Genomic DNA, 25,262 nt, shown 5'->3' on the forward strand with positions numbered 1-25,262 from the left:
CGCCATGATTCGCTCTGCTTGTATTGGACTGACCGGACAAACAGGATACAGGATCTGCAAAGTTATTCTTCAATATAGAGAGGATTCCGGAACTTCCGGAATCCTTTTGTACAATACAGACTTCGTTAGATATACGGACTGCATTCATGCACGGAACCATTTTCAACGGAGCTTCAACGGAAGGTGAAACATGTTTAAACTTAACAGTTTGCGCTCCGGGATCGCGGGGCTGCAGTGGCTATTTTTCTTATTTACCAACACGGTCGTTATTCCTATTACAGTCGGAGCAGCATTTGCACTACCTCAGGAAAAAATCCAGTTCCTGATCCAGTGCTCGTTTGTCCTCACCGGAATCGCCTGCGTAATCCAAGCAGGACTTGGACATCGAAGAGCCGTTATGGAGGGGCAGTCCGGATTGTGGTGGGGCGTCATTCTGAGCCTCAGCGCTGCCGCACCTTCACTGGGCATATCGCTGCCTGAACTGGGAGGCAGTCTGGCAGTCGGCATCTTAATCTCCGGGGTGATTACTATTTTGATCGGTATCTGCGGCCTCGCCGTCCCCTTATCCAGATTGTTTACACCAGGCGTCATGGCTGTATTCATGTTCCTGCTCGGCTGCCGGCTGAATATCATTTTTCTTGAAGGCATGCTCGGCATTTCACCAGGCTCCTCGGCGGAAACGTCCGCCATTCAGCCGGCCATTTTCCTGACAGCAGCATTCGTGGCTGTTATCACTGCGGTCTTATCAGCAAAAGCAAAACCAGCCATCGCTCAGTATGCACTGCTGATTGGCATTTTGGGCGGATGGATGCTGCAGACAGCAGTCTTCCCCGATGCAGGCGGAACACCCGGAACAGGCACACTTGATATGGGCTGGTTTCCACTGGGCAGCCCTTCAACCAGGCTGAATGCAGGCGTTATCGCAATTGCGATTATCGCTGGTCTGATTAACACTTCAAATACCTTTGGTGCACTGAAGGGAACAGATCATATATATGAACAGGAAACATCCAACAAACAGTATAAACGCTCCTTTACAATCAGCGGCGTGCTTGCTGTAATATCAGGTTTGCTCGGGCTCGTCCCTTACGCTCCTTATGTATCATCTGTCGGTTTTCTCCAGCAAACCCGGATTCGGGAGCGGCTTCCGTTTGTCATTGGCGGCCTGCTGTTTGCGGTGATCGGTCTGATCCCGGCTGTCAGCAGTCTGCTGACACAGCTTCCCCTCAGTATCGGAAGCGCTGTACTGTTCGTAACTTATCTGCGCCTGCTCGGCTCATCTCTCCAATATTTCGGACAGATTCATATGGATGCAGCAAATCTCTACCGGACAGCTGCACCTTTATTTATAGGCATCATCGTGATGGGCCTGCCTTCTGAATTTTTCATTACACTGCCTCCCCTGCTTCGTCCACTCCTTGGAAACGGGCTGTTGGTAGGCATTTTACTGGCATTAGCGTTAAATCAAGTCCGCTCCCGACCGCACCTGAGTGCGATGAGTCCTAATCTAAGAGCGAAAGGAGATCAACGATGAAACTTCCAGACAAAAAACAAGCGGAGGTAACCCCACTCCATCCGAAGGAAAAAACAGATACACTCCGCTCTGACCCATGGGGAGCATATGTGAACGCAGGAACCAGACTGCAGCCCATTCAGAGCGGCTTGCTTAACGGGCTGACTTTTGCAGCCAAAGATGTCTTCGACATCGGTGGAGAAACAAGCGGAGCAGGCAATCCCGATTGGCTTCGCACCCATTCCCCTGCGGCATCCACCGCTCCAGCCCTTCTTACTCTGTTGGAAAATGGTGCAGGCCTCGAAGGCACGACACAAACGGATGAACTGATGTACAGCCTGAACGGGGAGAATGCCCATTACGGCACACCGATCAATCCCCTTGCGCCGGATCGGATTCCAGGCGGCTCTTCCAGCGGCTCAGCCGTCGCAGCAGCAGCGGGTCTGGCCGATTTTGCTGTGGGAACAGATACTGGCGGTTCTGTACGCATCCCCTCTTCATACTGCGGCTTGTTTGGCTTCCGTCCTACGCATGGAGCAGTATCCGCAGCAGGGGTCATTCCACTTGCTCCAAGCTTCGATACAATTGGGTGGATGAGTCGGGATGCACGTATTTTACTCAACGCAGGCACTGTCCTGCTGAAAGATCGTCCAGAACCCCCTGCTGCAGCATCCCATTTCAGGGCAAGTGCCAGAAATGAGGTTGAACACCACCGTTCTGAAACAGGAACGACGCCTTTCACTCACTACTATATCGCATCAGAAGCATGGAACCTTCCAGAAGAAGAGGACCGTTCCCTTTTGCTCAAAACGTTACATGAACTCGCTGGCTGGCAGCCAGATCACTATACAGTGATGAAGCTCACCGAATCTGACAAGACCTTGGCAGACTGGTCAGCCGCATTTCGTGTTCTTCAAGGGTTGGAAATTGCACAAGAACATCGCGAATGGCTGACAGCGGAAAGCCCGACATTTGGCCCAGGCATTGCAGAACGTTTCGAATGGGCACTTTCACTGGAACAATCCGCAAGCAGAGCTGAAGCCGAGCTGCGAGCTCGTGTCCGGCGCAAACTCGTTGAACTGTTGGGAGAACAAGGACTGATGGCGATTCCAACCGCACCAGGTCCAGCCCCGCTTCATGGGCTGAAAGGTCCTGAGGCTGAGGCTTACCGTGCCAAAACAATGCAGCTCTCGTGTATCGCAGGCCTTGCCGGTTTACCTCAGGTTACCGTACCCGTGTTTCGTCCGGACGGGCTGGCATTAGGACTGTCTTTTATCGGCGGTGCAAATACAGATCATAAATTATTGCAGTGGACAGCCAAGCAATTCACAAAAGAGGTGCAGGCATGAGAGTGGTAACGATTGAGGTTAGCGGCCAAGAACAGGCTGCTTTGTGGACAGATCAAGGTGTTATTCCGCTGACATGGGTAAATGGGCAGTTCGGCACGAACTGGGATACAGACCTCTTTGCTTTACTCCAAACAAATCAATTTAACGAACTCCGCCGCTGGTACGATCACAGCGGACAGGAGCATCTCACATCATTACCATGTCTATCAGGAATTGACGTATGTTATCGTGCGCTGTACCGCCATCCAGGAAAAATCATAGGTGTAGGCATGAACTACTGGGCCAAAGCCATTGAATTATCCGGACGTCCACCTGAAGATGAGCCCGTAATCTTTCTCAAGCCTGATACCTCACTGATTGGTGCCGGAGAAACGATTCGTTTACCGGATGGAGCAGGACAGATTACAGCCGAGGCCGAACTTGCGATTGTCATCGGGCAGACCTGCCGAAATATCCATGAGGAAGAGGCGTTAAGCGTCATCGCCGGTTACACCACCTCGCTTGATATGACAGCCAAGGAGATCCATGCTCGCAATCCCCGGTTTATGCAGCGTGCCAAAAGTTTTGATACCTTTCTGAGCCTTGGCTCCTCCCTCTCCACCCCTGACGAATACCGGAATCTGAACGATCTTGAAATCGAGACTTTGCACAATGGCATCGTCGCCCACAGCAATACCGTTAATCGCATGATTTTTTCTCCGGCATACTTGATTTCTTTCCTGTCAAAAGTGATGACGCTTCATCCGGGAGATGTCATTTTGACGGGTACGCCCGGATCCGTCACCATTCAAGCGGGCGACACGGTGGGGTGCCGGATTGTCGGACTTAAACCATTGGACAATGTGGTAGAAGGCTAGTTCCGAACAATCTAAAGAATTATTAACAGAAAAATTCGTATATAGGATTCAATTATCAGTACATGACACTCCACGTCATCTTTTTTCATACAATTTGAACAGAAATTACGATAACAATCTACGTTTTTGTCAATGAATTGTGTGACCAAGGTGATAAAATAAGAGATATAAATTAAGTGTAAGATTACATAACTCTAATTGGGTATGTAACCTTACACAACTTATATCATCTGTGGTGTGCGGATAGGAAATGGACGAAACAGCTCATTAATCTAGAGATCGACCAACCTTGCGGCACCCCATATCAAAGAGGAGTGGGGCAGGATTATGTCTACTAATTTGGCAGGACAAGTATTGAAACAGACGCAGCTGCATGAAGAAATCAGTGTGGACGACTCCTTGAAACCCAAAAGGGAGAGTGAGCGAACGATCGGAGCAGTTCCCTACATGTTTATGTGGATCGGGGATGGCGTAAACCTTGGTAACATGACACTTGGAGCCAGCCTCATCGTCGCCGGCGCTGCCACGCTCAATGTGCTTCAAACATTTGTGGCTGCGATGATTGCCATTGCAATCATTTCGGTGATCTTTGCTCTCAATGACCGCTTCGGTTATCGAACAGGCATCCCCTATGTCGTACAGCTGCGCATGTCGTTTGGCATCAAGGGGTCCATCATCTCCTCATTTTTACGCGGCGTGCCCGCTATTGTCTGGTACGGTTTCCAAAGCTGGGTCGGCGCAACAGCACTGAACGAAATTGTTAAAGTGCTTAGCGGAGGAAGCTTCGATAACATCCCCGTTTGTTTCGTCCTGCTGCAGGCGGTTCAGATCGTCCTGTCCCTTTACGGCTTTCACGCAATCAAGTGGGTAGAGACCCTTGCTTCCGTAGTCATTATGTTGGCACTGGTCTATGTATTCAGCATTCTGCTCAACTCTCACAGCACAGCAATCACTCAAAATTGGGTGAATGCAAAAGGCACATGGGGACTTCCATTCTTCGCTTTCATCATGGTATTCCTGGGTAATTATGCAGCCATCTTCCTAAGCGCAGGTGATTATTCCCGTGAACTGAAAAGCGGTATGAGTGATAAAAAGCGCAGTATGCTGTACTTCTTCCCGATCGTTATCGCTTATGGCTTTGTCCTGACCATCGGGGCGATGATGGCCGCAGCAACAGGCATCTCCAATCCAGTCAAAGCCTTCGCTGTTATTGTGGACAACCCCTATATCACTGTATTTGTTTCAGCCTTCATTGTCATTGGCGCTGTTGCTGTTAACATGGTCGCCAACATCGTTCCACCCGCTTACGTCATCTCGCTTGTCACCAAGCTCAAATACAAAGCATCCGTCACCATCACCGGCGTACTTGCCCTCTGTTCCTTCCCGTGGGTACTCGTACAGGATTCCTCGGCTCAAGGTTTGAATACGTTCATTCTGATCTACTCTGCTTTCCTCGGCCCCATTGTGGCGATCATGCTGGTCGAATATTATATCCTGCGTAAACAGAAGGTTAATACAGCAGAATTATACCTGGATAACGGCTCGTTTAAAGGATATAACCCAAGTGCCTTGATAGCCATGCTGATCGGGGCCGGAGCCGCCTTCCTGCTCGTTGATATCGGCTGGATCATCGGATTTATGACAGCTGGCCTTGCTTATGTACTGCTGAGCAAGTTCGCCTTCAAAGGCTCCTCATTCAAGAAAGGCACCATCTACGAATAAACGAATAGGCCTGACTTCACCGCCAGAGCCATACAATTCAAACATAACCAAAGAGGAGAGAGATGTCTATGGAACATTATGATCTGATCATACGCGGCGGAAGTGTGGTGCTGCCGGACCGGGTTACGCAAGTGGATATCGGGGTGAGGGATGGAAAGATTGCGGCGATTGCCGCTGCATTAGAGGGGGAAACTATACAGGAGTGGGATGCTGCCGGACAGCATGTGCTCCCGGGCATGATTGATGTACACGTGCATTTCAGCGAACCAGGCCGGGAGCACTGGGAAGGATTCACAACCGGATCGGCCATGATGGCCGCAGGCGGCTGTACCACCTTTTTCGATATGCCGCTCAACGGAATCCCCTCCACAGTCACGGAAGAAGCACTTCTGGAAAAGGCAAAGATCGGCAGTGAAAAATCGCTCGTCGATTTCGGCCTCTGGGGTGGACTCGTACCTGGTAACGAAGAGGATCTGCAGCCGTTAGCTGCATCTGGCGTCATTGGCTTCAAAGCCTTTCTGTCGACCACCGGCAACAAAGAATTCGAAGCCGTTGATGACATGACCCTGCTGACGGGTATGAAAAAGATTGCGGCCCTCGGTAAAATTCTCGCTCTGCATTCAGAAAGCGCGGCCATTACGAACTGGCTAAAAGCTGAAAAGGAGACGGCAGGGCTTGTCTCCGCCGATGACTATCTGGAGACACGACCGATCCTCGCGGAAGTGGAAGCCGTTGAGCGCGCGCTTTACTACTCCGAAATTACAGGCTGCGCCCTGCATTTTGTTCATATCAGCTCTGCATCTGCCGTATCTAGAATCGAGGCAGCCAAAGCACGCGGTATGAACGTCACTGTGGAAACCTGTCCGCATTATCTGCTCTATAACCACGACAGCCTGCGGGAGAAAGGGACGATCGCCAAATGTGCCCCTCCGCTGCGGGAAGCGGAAGAGCAGCAGCGGCTGATTTCTCTCCTGATCGAAGGTAAGTTCGATATGCTGTCTTCAGATCATTCACCCTGTCCTTACGAGATGAAGGACCCGAAGGACTACAACCTCTTCCAAGCTTGGGGCGGAATCAGCGGTGGACAATTCACGCTGCTCTCGGCACTCGAACTCGCACTGGCACACAGCATTTCACTCGACCATGTCGCAGCTTGGACTGCTTCAAATCCGGCAGCTCGCTTTGGCCTCGCAGATCGTAAGGGCAGCATTGCCGTCGGTATGGATGCAGACTTTGCCATCGTAAATCTGAATGAACCCTTTACCGTCACGGAAGATAACTATCATGCAAAGCATAAACAGAGTCTCTATATGGGTCACACCTTCCCTTCCGGTGTGGCAGGCACAATTGTCCGCGGACACATCGTTGTTCGGAATGGTGAGGTACTCACCTCTATAAAAGAAGGCAGCTGGCAAAAGCCTTAGAGGACCAAAAAACCAAAAAAGAAGCATGTCCGGAGAACTTAAATTCCCGAACAAGCTTCTTTTTTGGCACTTTATTTCCGCACTTTATTTTCTGTACATCTATTTCAGTACATCAGATTATCCCCAAGCCTCAGCCCCGGTTTTCAACCCACTGCTCCGTTTGGGCAAGCAGCTTCTCGCTGCGAGCAATAGCCTCTGCTACTTGGCCCGACGCTGTACCGCCATATACATTCCGAGCGTTAACTACCGCTTCCGGCTGCAGCACATCGTAGATTCGGTCATCGAACAGCGGTGAGAACTGCTTGAATTCATCAATCGTGAGATCAAGCAGATATTTGCCGTTCTGGATGCAGTACAGTACCGTTTTACCAATTACCTCATGTGCTTGACGGAAAGGCAGACCCTCTCCTACGAGGAAATCGGCAATATCTGTTGCATTGGAGAAGTCCTGATTCACCGCTTGACGCATACGATCTTTGTTCACTTTCATCGTAGCAATCATTGGAGCGAATAACTGGAGCGCACCTTCCAGAGTTGCTACCGTATCGAACATGCCTTCTTTGTCTTCCTGCATGTCCTTGTTGTAGGCCAGTGGAAGTGATTTCAACACGGTCAGCAATCCGATGAGATTGCCGTATACACGCCCTGTTTTACCACGAACGAGTTCGGGTACATCCGGATTCTTCTTCTGCGGCATAATGCTGCTGCCTGTGCAGAACGCATCATCCAGCTCTACAAAACCAAACTCCGTGCTGCTCCACAGCACCAATTCCTCACTCAGACGGGACAAGTGAGTCATGATCAGGGAAGCGGCCGCCAGAAATTCCACGATGAAGTCACGGTCACTTACCGCATCCAGACTATTCTCGTATACACCGTCAAAACCAAGCTGCTCTGCTACAAAATGACGGTCAATCGGGAACGTTGTACCTGCAAGAGCCCCTGCTCCCAGCGGCAGTACGTTAATCCGTTTGTAACTGTCCATCAGACGCTCCGCATCGCGTTGGAACATCGATACATACGCCATCAGGTGATGTGCAAACAAAATCGGCTGTGCCCGCTGTAAATGCGTGTAACCTGGCACAATGGTATCCAAGTTGTCTTTGGCCTGTTCAATCAGCGATTCCTGCAGCGCATAGAGCATGCCTACGAACCCAATTACACGCTCACGCAGATACAAATGCATGTCGGTTGCCACTTGGTCATTCCGGCTGCGGCCTGTATGCAGTTTGCCGCCGACAGGACCGATCGTTTCGATCAGGTTTTTCTCAATATTCATGTGGATGTCTTCGTCCGATACGGAGAACTCCACTTCACCTGCACGGATTTTATGCAAAACGGTAATTAGGCCTTCTTTGATCGTTTCCACATCTTCTGCCGGCAAAATTCCGCATTTGCCCAGCATCGTTACATGGGCCAGACTGCCTTGAATATCTTCTTCCGCCAATGCTTTGTCAAAGTTAATGGATGCGGTATATTCTTCAACCAGATGGTTGGTTTGCTTCGTAAAACGTCCTCCCCACAGCTTGCTCACAGTGAGTATCCCCTTTCGCTCATGGACAAAGCCGCCCCTGCCAGAATGTGCAAGAACGGCCTGCCTTGTCATTAATTATGATACAGCGTGCCACACACGCCGCCAATTATTTTTTATTTTGCTCCACACCGGAATGTACTTTCAAGCGCAGTGCATTCAGGCGGATAAAGCCTGTTGCATCTCCCTGATCATATGCCTCCGATGGATCTGCTTCCATGGTCGCAATGTCCGGATTGTACAGGCTGACAGGGCTTTTCACGCCTGCGCCGATGACGTTTCCTTTGTACAATTTCACACGAACTGTACCCGTTACGTTCTTCTGACTTTCCGTTACGAGCGCCTGCAGCGCAAGACGTTCCGGCGCAAACCAGAAACCATTGTATACGAGCGTGCTGTAACGTGTAATCAAGCTGTCACGCAGGTTCATCACTTCACGATCCATCGTGATGGATTCCATTTTGCGATGTGCCGTGAACAGGATCGTTCCACCTGGTGTTTCGTATACGCCGCGGCTCTTCATGCCGACAAAACGGTTCTCTACCATGTCTACACGGCCGATGCCGTGTTTGCCGCCAAGCTCATTCAGCTGCTCCATCACCTGCAATGGGCTCAAACGCTCGCCGTTCAGGGCAACACAGTCCCCTTGTTCAAACTCCAGTTCGAGGTACTCCGGTTGATCCGGTGCATCTTCAGGTGCACTGCTCAGCAGGAACATATCTTTGTTCTCGTCCGCGCTCGGATCAAACCAAGGATCTTCAAGCACACCACTCTCATAGCTGATATGCAGCAGGTTGCGGTCCGTGGAGTAAGGTTTCGCCGCAGAAGCGGTAACCGGAATGCCATGTTTTTCAGCGTAAGCGATCATCTCGGCACGTCCCGGGAACTGATTGCGGAACTCTTCCAGACGCCAAGGCGCAATCACTTGAATGTCCGGTGTAAGCGCAGCTGCGTTCAACTCAAAACGAACCTGGTCATTTCCTTTACCCGTAGCGCCGTGAGCAATCGCTGTAGCACCTTCCGCGCGAGCGATATCGACCATACGTTTAGCGATAAGTGGACGTGCGATACTCGTACCGAGCAGGTATTGACCTTCATAAAGGGCACCAGCCTGAAACATCGGATAGATAAAATCTTTGGCGAACTCGTCGCGCAGATCATCGATGTATACTTTGGAAGCGCCCGTAGCGAGTGCTTTTTCCTCCAAACCGTCGAGTTCATCCTTCTGACCGATATCCGCGGTAAACGCGATAATCTCGGCATCATACGTTTCTTTCAGCCATTTCAAAATTACTGATGTGTCCAACCCGCCGGAATAGGCGAGTACGATTTTTTCCTTAGCCATGTGGTATGGTCCTCCCCAAGATCAATTACGATAATCAAACCCTTGCTCATCCACTGTAATTTCCGTTACGTGTATGTTCAAGTTTAAGTTATGAATATATTTTATCTATCATCGCCAAATTGGCGTGTAAAATCAACCCATTGCCGCAAATCGCGACTATTCGCTCATCAACGCAGCCATCAAAGCCTTTTGTGCGTGCAGACGATTCTCCGCCTGATCAAAGATTAGAGAGTTCGGACCGTCAATGACTCCTGCGCTCACTTCTTCGCCGCGGTGTGCTGGCAGGCAGTGTAGGAACATGTAGTCCGGCTTGGCACCTTTCATCAGTTCCTCATCGACCTGATACGCCGCAAATGCCTGCTCACGAATCTTCTGTTCTTCTTCAAAGCCCATGCTCGCCCATACATCCGTATACACAATATCGGCATCTTTCACGGCTTCCTGTGCACTGTAGGTTACAAGCACTTCGGAGCCGCTCTCCTGTGCAATCGCACGAGCTTGCTCGACCACAGTGCTGTCCGGCTCATATCCTTCCGGTGTTGCCACCGCAACGTGCATACCCATTTTGGCTGCGCCCAGCATCAGAGAGTGCGCCATATTGTTGCCGTCACCGACATAAGCCATCTTCAGGCCCGCCAGCTTGCCTTTATGCTCCAGCACGGTTTGGAAATCCGCCAGCACCTGACATGGATGTGCTGCATCGCTCAGGCCGTTAATCACCGGAACATCCGCATGTTCTGCCAGTTCAATCACATTATGGTGTCCAAACGTACGAATCATAATGCCGTCGAGGTAACGGGACAACACTTTGGCCGTATCATGCGTTGTCTCGCCGCGTCCCAGCTGAATGTCGTTTTTGCTCAGGAACAATGCGTGTCCGCCCAGTTGGAACATACCGACTTCAAAGGATACACGCGTACGTGTGGATGATTTTTCAAAAATAAGTCCGATCGTTTTGCCCTTCAGGGGCTGGAACGGTACACCGCTTTTTTGCTTGCCTTTAATCTCAATCGCGAGATCCAGCAGGTAACGAATTTCTTCTGCCGTATAGTCCGTGAATTCAATGAAATCCCGGCCTCTCAGGTCAACTTTCTGAACCTTGTCTGTGTGTTGTAATGCCATGATTAGTTCCTCCTCATTTCCGGTTCCCTGCACCCGCATGGGCAGAAGTTTCACATCCTCGTCTGACTTGGCTGAATCAGACCTCTCCATATCAGCCCAGGTAGAGCAAATCCGGCGTTCAGTCCATACTGCGGGTGGATCGTCAACCTCTGCTGCTTCTGCGCTGATTACCATGCGGCTGCAGGGATTCTTTCACTTTAATCTGCGCCGGGGGCCATGACGGCCCCGGTCAGTATTTTATTTTTTCATGCGATCAGGCTTTCGCCGCAGCGTGTTCCTCGATTAACGCCGCTACCAAGGACACTGCCTCGTCGATCTCTTCTTTACTTACATAAAGGTTAGGAAGCAGACGAATGACGTTAGGGCCTGCCGATACAAACAAAATGCCGCGTTTCTGTCCTGCCAGCACGATATCTCCGACGGGCTCTGCACACTCAATACCCACCAGCAGGCCCATGCCGCGCACTTCTTTCACAAAAGAACTGCCTGCCAAACGATTGCGCAAAGACGTCATCAGATAGTCGCCCATCTCGGCTGCACGCTCCGGCAAACGATCCTCCAGCATCGTCTCGATCGTTGCAATAACGACAGAGGAAGCAAGCGGTGTACCACCAAATGTCGTTGCATGGCTGCCCGGTGTAAATGCATCACGCAGGAACCCCTTACCCAGCATTGCGCCAACAGGGAATCCACTACCGATGCCTTTCGCAACGGTGAACACGTCCGGTTCAACACCGTAGTGCTCGTGAGCAAACAGCTTACCTGTCCGTCCCATACCTGTCTGCACTTCGTCTACAATCATCAGCAATCCGTGCTCGTCGCACAGTTTACGCACATGCTTCACAAATTCCGGCTCCACCGGATAAACGCCGCCTTCTGCCTGGACCATCTCCAGCATAATCGCTGCTGTTTTTGGTCCAATCGCCGCTTCAAGTGCAGGAATATCGTGCAATGGCACGGTTACAAATCCAGCTGGCAGCGGCAAAAATCCTTCTTTCACCTTATCCTGTCCAGTTGCCGTCAGCGTTGCCAGTGTCCGTCCATGGAACGATTGCGCAAAGGTAATGACTTCGTACCGCTCTTCGCCTTTCACCTTCTGCTGATAACGCCGAGCCACCTTGATCGCCGCTTCATTCGCCTCAGCGCCACTGTTGCAGAAAAAGACCGCATCTGCGCAGGTGTTGGCCGTCAGCAAAGCGGCTGCCTTTTCCTGACCTGGAATCTGAAACAGGTTGGATACGTGCCACAGCTCATCGATCTGCGCTTTCAGCTTCGCTCCCACTTTCTCCGGTGCATGGCCCAGGCTCGTTACAGCAAGTCCGCACATGAAATCGAGATAGCGGTTCCCCTGATCATCCCATAACCAGCTGCCTTTACCTTTAACCAAACTGATTGGATACCGTGCATATGTTTGAAAAAGCGAGCTTTCCGTCTGTGCCGCTGCACCTGTTCCTGCTGCGCCCGCTACTGCTGTGCCAGAACCTGGCTGTTCGCTGCCTTTTGCCATGAGCAAATCACTCCTTGTCGATTCGTACACGTATAAGGTGAATCAAAAACATAACACTAGGCCACTTCGAAGAAAAAATAACATAACCTTTTGATCGCTTTTATCCAAGGATTTTTGGATCATAATAATTGAACTAAAGACGGCTTACACTGACCACTCCGATGACAGAATAACCTTCCAATCGCTGTTATCCCCAGATTTTTTCGATCCCTTTTTTATAAAGGGAAAATCCGGTGATAAAGGCGACCGCTTCGCTTTTTCAGGTTTTTTCTGTCCTCTCCGTTTTTGTGTAAACAAATAGTTCAAGAATGATAAAGAGTGAAAGTCCACGATACGTGCGAAAGCTTCGCTTCTTCAGGCTTTTTCTGTCCTCTTCACGATTGTGTTATGAATAGATTCACAAACGCCGTGTACAAATTCTTTTTTTATATAAATCAAAAGCTTAAATGTGAATTTCGTAATGCATTCTACTGCATTCGCATAATACGTGTGCCGATTGTCTCTCCGCCAAGTACACGGCTCAGGATCTGCGGTTCGCTGCCGTCCACGATAATAACCTCGCGCACCTCGCCGTGAATGCACGCAATCGCTGCGCGTACTTTTGGAATCATGCCGCCGTAGATTTCGCCGGTCTGGATCATATCCTCAATCTCCTGCACAGATACAGATGGCAGCACTTTTTTCTCGCCATTCACCGTTTTCATAATGCCTGGAACGTCCGTCACTACAATCATGCGCTTTACACCGAGATAAGAAGCGACCGCTCCTGCAGCCGTATCTGCGTTAATATTGTATCGCTGGCCGCTCGCATCTACACCCACAGGTGCAATAACAGGCATATAACCCATGTTGACGATCCCTTGGATAATCTCGGCTTTGACACTTGTTACGTCACCCACCCAGCCGATCTCCGCGTGATTCGATACAGGTTTCGCCTGGATCAGCCCGCCGTCCACACCCGACACACCCAAGGCCTGACCGCCCACACGCTGGATCAAACGTACGATCTGTTTGTTAATACTGCCCGCCAGCACCATCTCCACTACATCCAGTACAGGCTCGGTTGTTTTGCGCAGGCCGTTCACGAATTCGGTTTCGATCCCAAGCTTCGCCAGATTATCAGAGATTGCCGGGCCGCCGCCATGAACAATAACCGGACCACTTCCCGAGGTCTGCAGATCACGCAGATCTGCAAAGAAGGATTCCGGCAGTGCAGCCAGCGTACTGCCTCCGCATTTCATTACAAACATCTGTTTCTCGGTACCTGCTTCCGCTGCAGTACTGCCGTTTGTGCTTGGCAATGTTGAATTCATGAGGCAAAGCTCCTTCCTAATAGAGTTATAAAGGATTAACACCTATATAAAACATATAGATAAACGCCAGCCGTTCCAGATTCGGATCGTTCTTTCGATCGCCGCTGCCTCCAGATTTTTCGATTCCCTTTTTCCAAAGGGAAAACCCGGAGACACATGCGAACGCTCCGCTTCTACAGAATCGATTCCGCCTCTTCCACTACATTCGTTTATTTTATATTTAAAAGTTTAATCCTTATAACTGATTTTACATCTATGATGGTATGCAGCTTTCTAGAGATCAAGCTGCGAGTTCAATACCTTTTAGAATCAACATGACTTCAATACAATCTCGAAAGCCTAATCAACCTCACTGAATCAAGGCAATCTGATCAAAATCAGATCAATCGAGATACATGCAATTAACAGATTCACTTGATTAGAGTTGGGATATGAGTTAAGACACCGCTTATAAATAACAAAACTTCTATTTACGTGCGGTACGCGGCATTAATGCGCACATAGTCATACGTCAGATCGCATCCCCAAGCTACAGCGCTGCCTTCACCGTGATGCAGGTCCACTACAATGCGTACCGTGTCGGTCTGCAGGTAGGCCAGCGCCGCTTCTTCATCAAACACAACAGGACGAGACTGTGCGAGCACTGAAATGTCTCCGAGACGGATATCCACTGTATCCGGGTTCACCGGCTGGCCTGCACGGCCCACGGCAGCAATAATCCGCCCCCAGTTCGCGTCTGCACCAAACATGGCCGATTTTACCAGGCTTGAGCCAATCACGGTTTTGGCAATGGCTTGTGCAGATTCGTCGCTAACCGCACCTGTCACTTCAACTTCTACCAGTTTGGTCGCACCTTCACCATCCCGGGCAATCGCTTTGGCGAGCACCTGGCATACGTATGTGAATCCGGCAGCGAATGCATCCCAATCCGGGTGATCCATCGTCAGTTCTTCATTGCCTGCATAGCCGCTGGACATCGCTACGAGCATATCATTCGTACTGGTATCACCGTCCACGGTAATCATGTTGAATGTATGGTTAGTCGCCTGGCGCAGCAGGCGCTGCAGCGCTTCTGCTCCGATGACCGCGTCCGAGGTCATAAACGCCAGCATTGTGGCCATATTCGGATGAATCATTCCCGAGCCCTTGGCCGCTCCCGCAATCGTTACCGTCTTGCCGCCGACTACGACGGAAACGCAGGCTTCCTTTTTCACCAAATCGGTAGTCAGAATCGCTTGTGAAAATTGCTCCGCTTCGTTCGTTTCCTTGCCCAGCTGCTCCGGAAGAGCTGCGATACCCGAATGCACCGCATCCATCTTGAGCAGTTCGCCAATAACCCCTGTGGAAGCCACAGCCACGTCCTCTTCAGCCACACCCAGTTCACGAGCCGCTGCCGCACGCATCGCATACGCGTCCTCTTCACCCTGCTGTCCTGTACATGCATTAGCGTTACCGCTGTTCACGATCACAGCCTGCAGACGCCCGTTGCTCAGACTCTCCCGAGTGACTTTGAGCGGCGCAGCCTGAAACACGTTGGTTGTGTATACCGCTGCAGCCGTCGCAGGAATGTCACAGCGGATGGCTCCGATGTCGTTGCGTGATGTTTTTTTCAAACCGCAGTGCAGTCCACCTGCTGTAAAACCGCCTGGCGTTACAATTGTTCCATTTTCAATGATCGTAAAAGCCTGCTGCTCCACTTTTGTTCCCATATCGTATCCCCCGTATGCGTTCAGCCATATGCTGATGAACCGCCTGCTTTAACCGAAACTGCCCAGCTGCTGCCCATGCTGTGTGACTCCCAAATGAAACACCGCTTGCTTGCGCTTGCGCTCCCTCTGCGATGTTCACTCGTCACATTCTTATGGATATACCGGTGTCATGTTCAGCCCGAGGTTCTCCTCCCATCCCATCATCAGGTTCATATTTTGAATTGCTTGCCCGGATGCACCCTTCACCAGGTTGTCGATTACCGAAATGATCGTCAAACGTCCGGTCCGCGGGTCTGCCGAAAATCCGATATCGCAGTAGTTCGATCCAGATACTTCTTTCGTCGAAGGCCAGATGCCTGGTTCACGCACACGTACGAAAGGTCTGTTCTCATAATATTTACGGTATAAATCCACAATCTCCCGATCACTGTGCTCGCCCGTCAGCTTGGCATACATTGTACTCATAATGCCGCGTGTCATGGGTACAAGCTGCGTCGTAAAGGTTACGGTCACAGGGCTTCCGGTAATACTGCCAAGAACCTGCTCGATCTCAGGAATATGCTGATGTTTATTCAATTTGTACGCTTTAAAATTTTCATTCATTTCTGCGTAATGGCTGGTCAGGCTGGTTCCGCGCCCTGCACCGGATACGCCTGATTTTGCATCGATAATGATGGTCGATGGATCAATCCAACCTGCTTCCACCGCGGGAATCAGACCCAGCAGCGTAGCTGTCGGATAACAGCCCGGGTTGGATATGAAATCTTTGCCCTTCACTTCATCTCCGTACACCTCAGCCATACCGTATACAGCCTTCTCCAGCAGATCCGCTGACGGGGCAGGGTGTTTGTACCACTGCTCATATACCGATCCGTCCTTCAAACGGAAATCACCAGACAGGTCAATCACTTTCAGCCCGGCCTCCAGCAAACTCGGTACGAGCTTGGCGCTTACGCCAGACGGGGTCGCGGTGAATACGAGATCTGCACGACTTGCGATCTCTCCCGGATCGACACCGTCGAGCGGCCTGCGAATCACATCCGTCAAATGCGGAAATCCATCAGCGATGGACTCCCCGCTGCTCGATGAAGAGATTACCGATGTAATTTCAACCTGCGGATGATTCTGAAAAAAACGAATCAGTTCCACCCCGCCGTAGCCGGTGGAACCGACGATTGCCACTCTTAATTTGTTATTCACTCTCGCTCCCCCATCCCTGTTGTATGCGCTGCATATGCCCCGCTCCTTGCTCGTCAAAGCTTGAGCAGGCAATTCCGTCGCTTCTATGCATATTTGTGTATTATTATACGACTCTAGTTATATAAATACAACACTCTATCATGAATTTAACACGGATTCCCAACAAATCCGAACGATATCTTTTTCCCTTCGGGACGAACAGGGTTTCTTCTGTTAAAATACATAGTAGCAGGAAAGATTACATACAGAGTCTTGTTCTCATATACACCTTGTCATGAAAGGCTAAATTGAACTCGACTCCGAAGGTCATTATGAGACATGGGGGACTAAAGTGCATATCGAATCCATTTTACTTATTGTGCTCCTGGGACTGAATATCATCTTCGCTGCCGCAGTCGTCTTCTTTGAACGCAAGGACGCCAGTGCTTCCTGGGCTTGGCTGCTGGTATTGAATTTTATTCCGGTCTTCGGGTTCATCCTTTATCTTTTGACGGGCCAGAATCTGACCCGTTACCGTCTCTTCCAATGGAAAGAGCGCAAGAAGCTCGGCCTGGAGGAACGAATCGAAGCGCAGCTTGCCCAGCTGCAGGATAACCGCACCCCTTTCTCCAACAAAGCCACCGAGAGCAGTCAGGACATGATCTACATGAACCTCAAGCAGAACGGTGCGCTCGTGACGGAGGATAATGCCGTTGAGATCATTACCGATGGAACAGACAAGTTTCAGCGGCTTCTGGATGATATTGAGGCAGCACAGGACCATGTGCACGTGCAGTATTACATTTATCGGGGGGACACACTGGGCAAAAGAATCCGGGATGCGCTGATCCGCAAAGCGCGCGAAGGCGTGAAAGTCCGTCTGCTCTATGACGCGCTTGGCTCGCGGCGAGTGAGGAATCGCTTTTTCAAAGAACTGCGCGAAGCGGGCGGACTGGTGGAAGTCTTTTTCCCATCCAAATTCAGCCTCATCAACCTTAGGATGAACTACCGCAACCACCGTAAAATTGTTATCATTGATGGTAATCTCGGTTATACTGGCGGGTTCAATGTGGGTGATGAGTATCTCGGATTGAATTCAAAGTTTGGTTACTGGCGCGACACTCATCTGCGAATACGAGGTAATGCGGTGCATGCACTGCAGACACGTTTCCTGCTCGACTGGAACGAGGCTTCCAAACAGCATGACACGCCGTACGTTCCTGCTCACTTCCCTTATATTGAGGGTTCCGGCCAAACGGCTATGCAGATCGTGTCCAGCGGACCGGACGCCGAGATCGAACACATCAAGAACAGTTATCTGAAGATGATTAACGGGGCCAAACATTCGATTCTGATCCAGACGCCTTATTTCATCCCGGATGCCAGTGTATTCGAAGCCATACGTCTGGCGTGCCTGTCAGGTATCGATGTTCGTATTATGATTCCCAATAAACCGGATCATGCCTTTGTCTACTGGGCCACGCTGTCTTACATCGGAGAGCTGTTAAAAGTAGGTGCCAAAGCGTTTATCTACGATAATGGATTTATTCACGCCAAAACACTGATTATCGACAGTCTGGTGGCTTCCGTCGGGACTGCCAACATAGACTATCGCAGTTTCCGGTTAAACTTTGAGGTCAACGCTTTTATGTATGACGAAACGATTGCAACAACGCTTGTGCAGACCTTCGAGCATGACCTGCACGTATCGCGGGAGCTGACACTGGAGGAATACCTGAGCCGCAGTCTCGTGATCCGTTTCAAGGAAGCTATATCCCGTCTGCTGTCTCCAATCCTGTAAACTCGGGTATGGCTGTATAAATAACCTAACATGATTTAAGCAGGCACTCAGACGTTAAGATGCCAGAATAACCTGCTTAGTCTGGATTACATCTCCTTAATAGCAAAAGCAGATACTGCTTCACCCGGTTGATGGGCGAGGGAGTATCTGCTTTTTTAGGTTTGTTTTTAAATTTTCTAAATATGCTCGCCTCGCTTAAAGCCCTCTCCAAGCACCTCGTGCGCATTACTGATGATGACAAAAGCCGCCGGGTCCACGGACCGGATCAGCGTTTTCAGTCTCGGCACTTCATTCTGCCCAACGACTACCATCAGCACGGTCCGCTGGTCATCTGTATATCCACCTTTGGCCTCCAGTTTGGTCAGTCCTCGATCCAGATCAGCCAGAATAACTTTGGTAATCGGTTCCGTCTGGTTGGAAATAATATACGCGACCTTTGAATATCCAAGCCCCATCTCCACGGCATCAATAACTTTCCCCGTCACATATAACCCGATTAATGCATATAAAGACTGTTCCAGTGACAGCACAAAGGCTGCCAGAATAATCACCGTCGCATCCATGATGACAACACACAGGGAATAACTTAGGCCGCTGTACTTCTGCACGATACGAGCCAGAATGCTCATCCCCCCGGTTGATCCTCTGCCCCTGTACACAATCCCGATGCCCAGACCAACGCCAATGCCGCCATACAGCGAGCCAAGCAGCGGATTCGCGGTCGGAATCTCCCAGTGACTGGTTAGATACACAAAGAGCGGCAGCACGATACTGCCAAGGATGGAACGCAAACCGTACTGTTTGCCGATAAGCAGAAAACCTGCAATCAACAGCGGAATATTAATGGCCCATTGAGTATACGCCGGTTCCCAGCCAAGCCATTCGTCTCCCAGAATCGACAGACCAGATACACCACCGGACGCGATTTGATTGGGTAATAAAAATAAGTTAAAGGCCGCTGCAATCAAAAACGAACCTACGATAATAAGCAGGGTATCAATGACATTTCGCCATGGCCCATTAAGGGGAATGAAGGTGGTTAACCTCTTTTTACGTTGAGGATATAAATGCTGCTGTTCCTGCATGCTGTCGTGCTCTCCTTTTATATAACGTATCCATGATCTTCTTCATATTTCATAAAAATGTTCAAAAAAAAGCCCCTGTATACACCAGCATACGCCTACGCGCACGGGTCCATACAGGAACTTGTATTTAATCGGTCTCTACTTTAATTTGGCTGCGCAAATAACCGTCGATGAATGCATCGAGGTCGCCGTCCATAACCGCTCCTGTATTTCCTGTCTCTACACTTGTACGGTGATCCTTTACCATACTATAGGGATGGAATACATAGGAGCGAATCTGGCTTCCCCACGAAATTTCCGACTGATCCCCTCGGATTTCGTCCAGCTGTTGTTTTTGCTCTTCAATTTTGCGCTCATACAATTTCGAACGAAGCATTGTCATCGCGCGCTCACGGTTTTTGATCTGTGAACGTTCATTCTGACAGGTGACAACCACTCCGGTCGGGATATGTGTAATCCGCACGGCTGAGTCGGTGGTGTTAATGTGCTGTCCACCCGCACCGCTCGCACGGTAAGTGTCGATCTTGAGGTCTTCGGTCCGGATGTCAATCTCGATTGTATCGTCAATCTCCGGCACGACATCACAGGATACGAAGGACGTATGTCTGCGGCCCGATGAGTCAAAAGGAGAAATCCGCACCAGACGGTGAACACCTTTCTCTGCTTTCAGATACCCGTAAGCATTATGTCCCTTAATGGACAGTGTCACACTTTTGATCCCAGCCTCGTCACCCGGAAGGTAATCCAGCACCTCAACCTTGAAGCCGCGCTTCTCCGCCCAGCGTGTATACATCCGAAGCAGCATCTGTCCCCAGTCCTGCGACTCGGTACCGCCAGCCCCCGGGTGAAGCTCAAGAATGGCATTCATTTTGTCATACGGCTGATTCAGAAGCAGCTGCAGCTCGAAATCTTCCAACTTGCTTACCATGGCGGCGACACTGTTACCAATCTCGGCTGCCAGTTCTTCGTCTCCTTCTTCATCGGCCAGCTCAGCCATCATCAAGGCATCGTCGTAATCCTGCTGCAGCTTCGCGTATTGATCTACCGACCCTTTCACTGCATTCATCTCGGCAATAAGGGCTTGTGCTTTCTCGTTGTCATCCCAGAAGTCTGGAGCCGACATCTTCTCTTCGAAGTTCTCAATCATCTCTTGTTTGAGATCTAAGTCAAAGAGACCCCCTAAGGTTTGTTAATTTCTTGCCTATTTCACGCAGGTCCTGCTTCACGCTTGGATCAATCATGTGCAATTCCTCTTTTCATTAAGATAAGCTCCCCGCATCCGGGAAGTTCAATGATCAAGATCAAGTCCCGGATACATTATACCGCAAGCTCTGCGCATACTGTTACCAGCAGGCACGTCAGCCATCATGCAGCGTCATATGATTATTCATATGCACCAGTCATGGGATATGCATCCTTCACTTTATCTTATTGAACACCCGGCTGCAAGGAGCCGCAGAAGTCAAACCATATACATCTAGATAAGTTGAACTGTAGATTTTACACAATCCCACTCCGATGACAGAATAACCTTCCAATCGCTGTTATCCCCAGATTTTTATATTTTCTTATTCAAAGGGAAAAATCCGGTGATAAAGGCGACCGCTTCGCTTTTTCAGGTTTTTTCTGTCCTCTCCGTTAACGTGTAAATAATTATACTTATATAAATGTTGTTATTTGAGGTACGTCAATATAAGAAATGAGACGAGAACTACTCTTGACCGTGGCAGTGTTTGAACTTTTTGCCGCTTCCGCATGGACAAGGATCATTACGACCGATTTGGTCAGACACTTTCACCGGACGTTTCTCTGTAGGTTCGCCGCTGGTCGAGATCTGACTCTCATCCACAACCGCTTGACGCTCCTGGTTGCTTTCGATCTGTGCCTTCATCACATAGGTCGCAACTTCCTCCTGGATGGAAGCGATCATCTGATGGAACATCTCGAAACCTTCGAACTGGTACTCACGAAGCGGATCTGTACCGCCGTATGCACGAAGGTGGATACCTTGACGCAGTTGATCCATCGCATCAATGTGATCCATCCACTTGCTGTCTACTGCACGCAGGACAACAACCTTCTCGAACTCACGAACCATCTCTTCACCGATACGTTCTTCACGAGCATTGTACTTGTTCTGTACTTTCTCGAACAGATGCTCGATGATCTCCTCGGCTTCTTTGCCCCACAGCTCATCTTTGGTAACCGAGCCGTCGTCCAGAAGCTTGCTGTTCATGTAATCCGCAACTTCCTGCAGCTCCCAGTTCTCTGGAATGTCGTCACTGCAGTGTGCTTCAACGATCCGTTCGATGGATGGTTTAATCATATCCATAACGATTTGTTTAATATTTTCGGATTCCAGTACCTCGCGGCGCTGTTTATAGATAATTTCACGCTGCTGGTTCATAACGTCATCGTACTGGAGGACCACTTTACGTACGTCAAAGTTATTACCTTCAACCCGTTTCTGCGCTGATTCTACCGCACGAGTGATCATACGGCTCTCAATCGGCTGGTCTTCTTCAAAACCAAGACGCTCCATCATGTTCAGCACGTTGTCTGCACCGAAACGTCTCATCAGTTCGTCGCCAAGGGACAGGTAGAACTGTGTTGAACCCGGGTCACCCTGACGTCCCGCACGACCACGCAGCTGGTTATCGATCCGGCGTGATTCGTGACGCTCTGTACCGATGATGTGAAGGCCGCCAACTTCAGCTACGCCATCACCCAAAATAATATCTGTACCCCGACCGGCCATGTTCGTTGCAATCGTTACTGCACCCGCTTGACCTGCACCGGAGATGATTTCGGCTTCTTCCGCATGGAACTTCGCGTTCAGGACCTGGTGTCTGATACCGCGGCGTTTCAGCATGTCTGACAGGCGCTCTGAGTTCTCGATGGATACGGTACCCACCAGAATCGGTTGATTTTTGCCGTGACGCTCCACGATTTCTTCCACAACGGCCTTAAACTTGCCATCAATGCTCTTGTAGACCACATCAGGCATATCATTCCGTCTGTTCGGACGGTTCGTTGGAATCTGCAGCACCTCAAGGCCGTAGATTTTCTTGAACTCTTCTTCCTCTGTTTTCGCCGTACCCGTCATGCCCGCAAGTTTGCGGTACATCCGGAAGTAGTTCTGGAATGTGATCGTTGCGAGAGTCATGCTCTCGTTCTGAACCTCGATGCCCTCTTTAGCTTCAATGGCTTGGTGCAATCCATCACTGTAGCGGCGTCCAGACATCAGACGACCTGTGAATTCATCCACGATCATCACTTCTTCGTCCGTAACAACGTAATCTACGTCACGGCGCATAATTACGTTCGCTTTCAGAGCCTGTACAATGTGGTGATTCAGCGTTACGTTTGCATGGTCATACAAGTTCTCGATGCCGAAAGCTTTCTCCGCTTTCGCTACGCCGCCCTCAGTCAGCGCTACGGATTTCACTTTGATATCCACTGTAAAATCTTCTTCCGGCACGAGACGTTTCACAAAACGATCGGCTGCGTAATACAGATCGGTCGATTTCTGAGCTTGTCCGGAAATGATCAGTGGTGTACGCGCCTCATCGACGAGAATGGAGTCCACTTCGTCAATGATACAGAAGAACAGTGGACGCTGTACCATCTGTTCTTTGTACAGCACCATGTTGTCACGCAGGTAGTCGAACCCGAATTCGTTATTCGTACCGTACGTAATATCACATGCATAAGCATGCTGCTTGAGTGCATGGTCCATGCCGCTGAGGTTCACCCCAACTGTCATGCCCAGGAATTCATAGATTTGTCCCATCTCTTGGCTATCCCGCTGCGCCAAATAGTCATTGACTGTGACTACGTGTACACCTTTGGACATCAATGCATTCAAATATACCGGCAGTGTTCCTACCAGCGTTTTACCTTCACCCGTTTTCATCTCGGAAATACGGCCCTCGTGCAGCGCAATACCACCCAGCATCTGTACGTCATAGTGACGTTTGCCCAGTACACGGCGAGATGCTTCACGTACGGTTGCAAATGCTTCAGGAAGAAGTTGATCCGTCGTTTCTCCCTTCTCGATTCGAGCACGGAATTCCTCCGTTTTGCCTTTCAACTGCTCATCAGACAAAGCCTGAAATTCCGGTTCCAGTTTATTGATCACATCGACCGTCTTCATCAGACGTTTCACATCACGCTCGTTCATGTCTCCGAAGATCTTTTTGACAAGTCCTAACATGGTATACCCCTTTCGTGCAAAACAGAATAGACCCCCTGCTGCCGCCATGCGGCACCATCGGATGGATTGTTCATCCACTTGCCCCCGGGGGTGACAAACTAAAACATATGAGATGAATCAACTCCAGGCTTGCCACGGTTACTCATGAAGCTGATCCGGTGTTCACCCGAGTCTGGTTTGGTTATGTCCTTGCCAGAGTTCGGGCTGTTGAATCATGTTCATGGTGCTGTGCCTGTCATTGATTATGATTGCGATCATTCGTTGACAATTCTCCATCAGGACAATGATTCTCTTTGCATAAATTGTAACAGTTTGTAAGGGTCGCCGCAACACGCCGCAGCAGACTTCTTTGAACTTTGACCCCCATATAAACCGAGTTGAAGTGCAAAAAATCATAGTCGTTAGCCGAAGCAGCTGTATGATTGTTTTATTTCCCTAGATATGCCAAGGTGCAAGCTGTTATTTATGGGAAATATGGAAGGTGATTTCAAATTTGATTCTCTATCGAAATCGATGAAATATAGATATCTACAGATATCATTTTCTACGACCCTCAATATCTGGTAAGGACTTATTAATATTTACACCTGATATCTCTACCCAACTTCTTATTAATATCTCTACCAAACTTCCTATTGATATTTCTACCAAGCTTCTAATCTATTAGACGCAGCAGTACCGCGAATAGTTTCATCATTTTATTTCCAGCAGCCTATCGAACGCCGAATGCCCTGCCCATCAACACTCGCCGTGGGTGGTGAGCTCCTGCGATCTAACGCCTCACAGCCGCTACGCACAAAAGAGCCCCATCCCTTAAAAGGATGGAAGCTCTCGTTAGGTTCATTTCAGGAAGCGTAGGCTCCTGCTTATATTCAATAATTGGGTGTTCTATTCAATTGAAGCGATGCCGTAAGTATACTTAACCTTGTTCAATCAAGCCATACTTGCCATCGTTCCTTTTGTAAACCACGCTGACTTCCTCATTCTCAATGTTGGAGAATACGAAGAAATTGTGACCAACCATGTTCATCTGGAGGATCGCCTCTTCCACGTCCATTGGTTTCAACATAAAGCGTTTCGTCCGTACAACTTCCAGATCATCATCATCCGTATCCGTGTCCAGTTCGGCTGTAGCTACAGTGCCTGATGGATCTTCCACGAAGAGTGTCTTCAGGCTGCCTTCCTGACGGAACTTACGGTTAATTTTCGTTTTATGTTTGCGAATTTGACGTTCCAGCTTGTCCACAACGGCGTCAATGGATGCGTACATATCATCGCTCTCATCTTCAGCACGGAGTACAAAGCCTTTCAAAGGAATCGTCACCTCGACTGTATGCAAGCCTCTTGTCGTGCTCAGGGTAACGGCACCGTCAGAGGTAAGGGGTGCATCGAAATACTTCTCGAGTCTACTCAACTTTTTGTCGACATAATCTTTCAAAGCTTCGGTAACCTCGATTTGTTGACCTCGAATACTTAAATTCATAGGGCACTCCTCCTTTATCTTTGCCACTTCATTATAACACGAATGTAAGCGCCATGTAAAAACTCCCGGTGACCGAATAATGACATCTCCTCCAGCCACATCAGCC

General features: G+C 49.7%; 17 protein-coding genes. 6 read left to right on the top strand and 11 right to left on the bottom strand.

Going from position 1 to position 25,262, the window contains the following annotated elements:
- Positions 1-190: 190 nt before the first annotated feature.
- The 5 genes from MKY97_RS25910 to MKY97_RS25930 all read left to right on the top strand — a co-directional run bounded on the left by MKY97_RS25910 (position 191) and on the right by MKY97_RS25930 (position 6,865).
- The gene (locus tag MKY97_RS25910; protein ID WP_342553020.1) at positions 191-1,534 is read left to right on the top strand and encodes a uracil/xanthine transporter; all 1,344 of its coding nucleotides are present in this window, start codon (positions 191-193) and stop codon (positions 1,532-1,534) included.
- A complete protein-coding gene (locus MKY97_RS25915) occupies positions 1,531-2,862 on the top strand; it encodes an amidase family protein (protein WP_342553021.1) in 1,332 nt (443 codons plus the stop codon). The genes MKY97_RS25910 and MKY97_RS25915 overlap by 4 nt, the downstream gene beginning before the upstream one ends.
- The gene (locus tag MKY97_RS25920; protein WP_342553022.1) at positions 2,859-3,719 is read left to right on the top strand and encodes a fumarylacetoacetate hydrolase family protein; all 861 of its coding nucleotides are present in this window, start codon (positions 2,859-2,861) and stop codon (positions 3,717-3,719) included. Before MKY97_RS25915 ends, MKY97_RS25920 begins: the two co-directional genes overlap by 4 nt.
- Positions 3,720-4,046: 327 nt before the next feature.
- Positions 4,047-5,441 (top strand): NCS1 family transporter, encoded by a 1,395-nt coding sequence (locus tag MKY97_RS25925; RefSeq protein ID WP_342553023.1) that lies wholly within the window; start codon positions 4,047-4,049, stop codon positions 5,439-5,441.
- Positions 5,442-5,509: 68 nt separating this feature from the next.
- A complete protein-coding gene (locus tag MKY97_RS25930; RefSeq protein ID WP_342553024.1) occupies positions 5,510-6,865 on the top strand; it encodes an allantoinase in 1,356 nt (451 codons plus the stop codon).
- Between the two features lie 130 nt (positions 6,866-6,995).
- Here the strand turns inward: MKY97_RS25930 and argH are convergent, their stop codons facing one another.
- The 7 genes from argH to argC form a co-directional block, all read right to left on the bottom strand.
- Positions 6,996-8,399, bottom strand: coding sequence for an argininosuccinate lyase (argH, locus tag MKY97_RS25935; protein WP_342553025.1), 1,404 nt, complete (start codon positions 8,397-8,399; stop codon positions 6,996-6,998).
- A gap of 106 nt (positions 8,400-8,505) precedes the next feature.
- Positions 8,506-9,741 (bottom strand): argininosuccinate synthase, encoded by a 1,236-nt coding sequence (locus MKY97_RS25940; RefSeq protein ID WP_090922968.1) that lies wholly within the window; start codon positions 9,739-9,741, stop codon positions 8,506-8,508.
- A 156-nt stretch (positions 9,742-9,897) separates the two neighbouring features.
- A complete protein-coding gene (gene argF, locus MKY97_RS25945) occupies positions 9,898-10,863 on the bottom strand; it encodes an ornithine carbamoyltransferase (protein ID WP_342553026.1) in 966 nt (321 codons plus the stop codon).
- 253 nt (positions 10,864-11,116) lie between these two features.
- A complete protein-coding gene (locus MKY97_RS25950) occupies positions 11,117-12,370 on the bottom strand; it encodes an aspartate aminotransferase family protein (RefSeq protein ID WP_342553027.1) in 1,254 nt (417 codons plus the stop codon).
- A 467-nt stretch (positions 12,371-12,837) separates the two neighbouring features.
- The gene (argB, locus tag MKY97_RS25955; RefSeq protein ID WP_342553028.1) at positions 12,838-13,683 is read right to left on the bottom strand and encodes an acetylglutamate kinase; all 846 of its coding nucleotides are present in this window, start codon (positions 13,681-13,683) and stop codon (positions 12,838-12,840) included.
- A 470-nt stretch (positions 13,684-14,153) separates the two neighbouring features.
- Entirely contained in the window at positions 14,154-15,380 is a 1,227-nt protein-coding gene (gene argJ / locus MKY97_RS25960; RefSeq protein ID WP_342556456.1) for a bifunctional glutamate N-acetyltransferase/amino-acid acetyltransferase ArgJ, read from the bottom strand.
- 162 nt (positions 15,381-15,542) lie between these two features.
- Positions 15,543-16,592: an N-acetyl-gamma-glutamyl-phosphate reductase gene (gene argC, locus MKY97_RS25965; protein WP_342553029.1), complete on the bottom strand. Its 1,050-nt coding sequence runs from the start codon at positions 16,590-16,592 to the stop codon at positions 15,543-15,545.
- Between the two features lie 331 nt (positions 16,593-16,923).
- Between argC and cls the strand changes: the two genes are divergently transcribed.
- Positions 16,924-18,372, top strand: a complete 1,449-nt coding sequence (gene cls / locus MKY97_RS25970) for a cardiolipin synthase (RefSeq protein ID WP_342553030.1) — start codon at positions 16,924-16,926, stop codon at positions 18,370-18,372.
- A 176-nt stretch (positions 18,373-18,548) separates the two neighbouring features.
- Here cls and MKY97_RS25975 read toward each other — a convergent pair whose 3' ends face one another.
- The 4 genes from MKY97_RS25975 to raiA all read right to left on the bottom strand — a co-directional run bounded on the left by MKY97_RS25975 (position 18,549) and on the right by raiA (position 25,156).
- The gene (locus MKY97_RS25975) at positions 18,549-19,457 is read right to left on the bottom strand and encodes a YitT family protein (RefSeq protein WP_342553031.1); all 909 of its coding nucleotides are present in this window, start codon (positions 19,455-19,457) and stop codon (positions 18,549-18,551) included.
- Between the two features lie 127 nt (positions 19,458-19,584).
- A protein-coding gene (gene prfB, locus MKY97_RS25980) for a peptide chain release factor 2 (protein ID WP_342553032.1) occupies positions 19,585-20,698 on the bottom strand; the annotation gives its coding sequence in 2 pieces (ribosomal slippage) (positions 19,585-20,625 and positions 20,627-20,698; 1,113 coding nt in all).
- A 470-nt stretch (positions 20,699-21,168) separates the two neighbouring features.
- Positions 21,169-23,673, bottom strand: coding sequence for a preprotein translocase subunit SecA (secA, locus tag MKY97_RS25985; protein ID WP_342553033.1), 2,505 nt, complete (start codon positions 23,671-23,673; stop codon positions 21,169-21,171).
- Between the two features lie 919 nt (positions 23,674-24,592).
- Positions 24,593-25,156, bottom strand: coding sequence for a ribosome-associated translation inhibitor RaiA (raiA, locus tag MKY97_RS25990; protein WP_145414115.1), 564 nt, complete (start codon positions 25,154-25,156; stop codon positions 24,593-24,595).
- Positions 25,157-25,262: the final 106 nt, after the last annotated feature.

This window comes from Paenibacillus sp. FSL R7-0652, from assembly GCF_038595045.1.
Taxonomy (GTDB): Bacteria; Bacillota; Bacilli; order Paenibacillales; family Paenibacillaceae; genus Paenibacillus.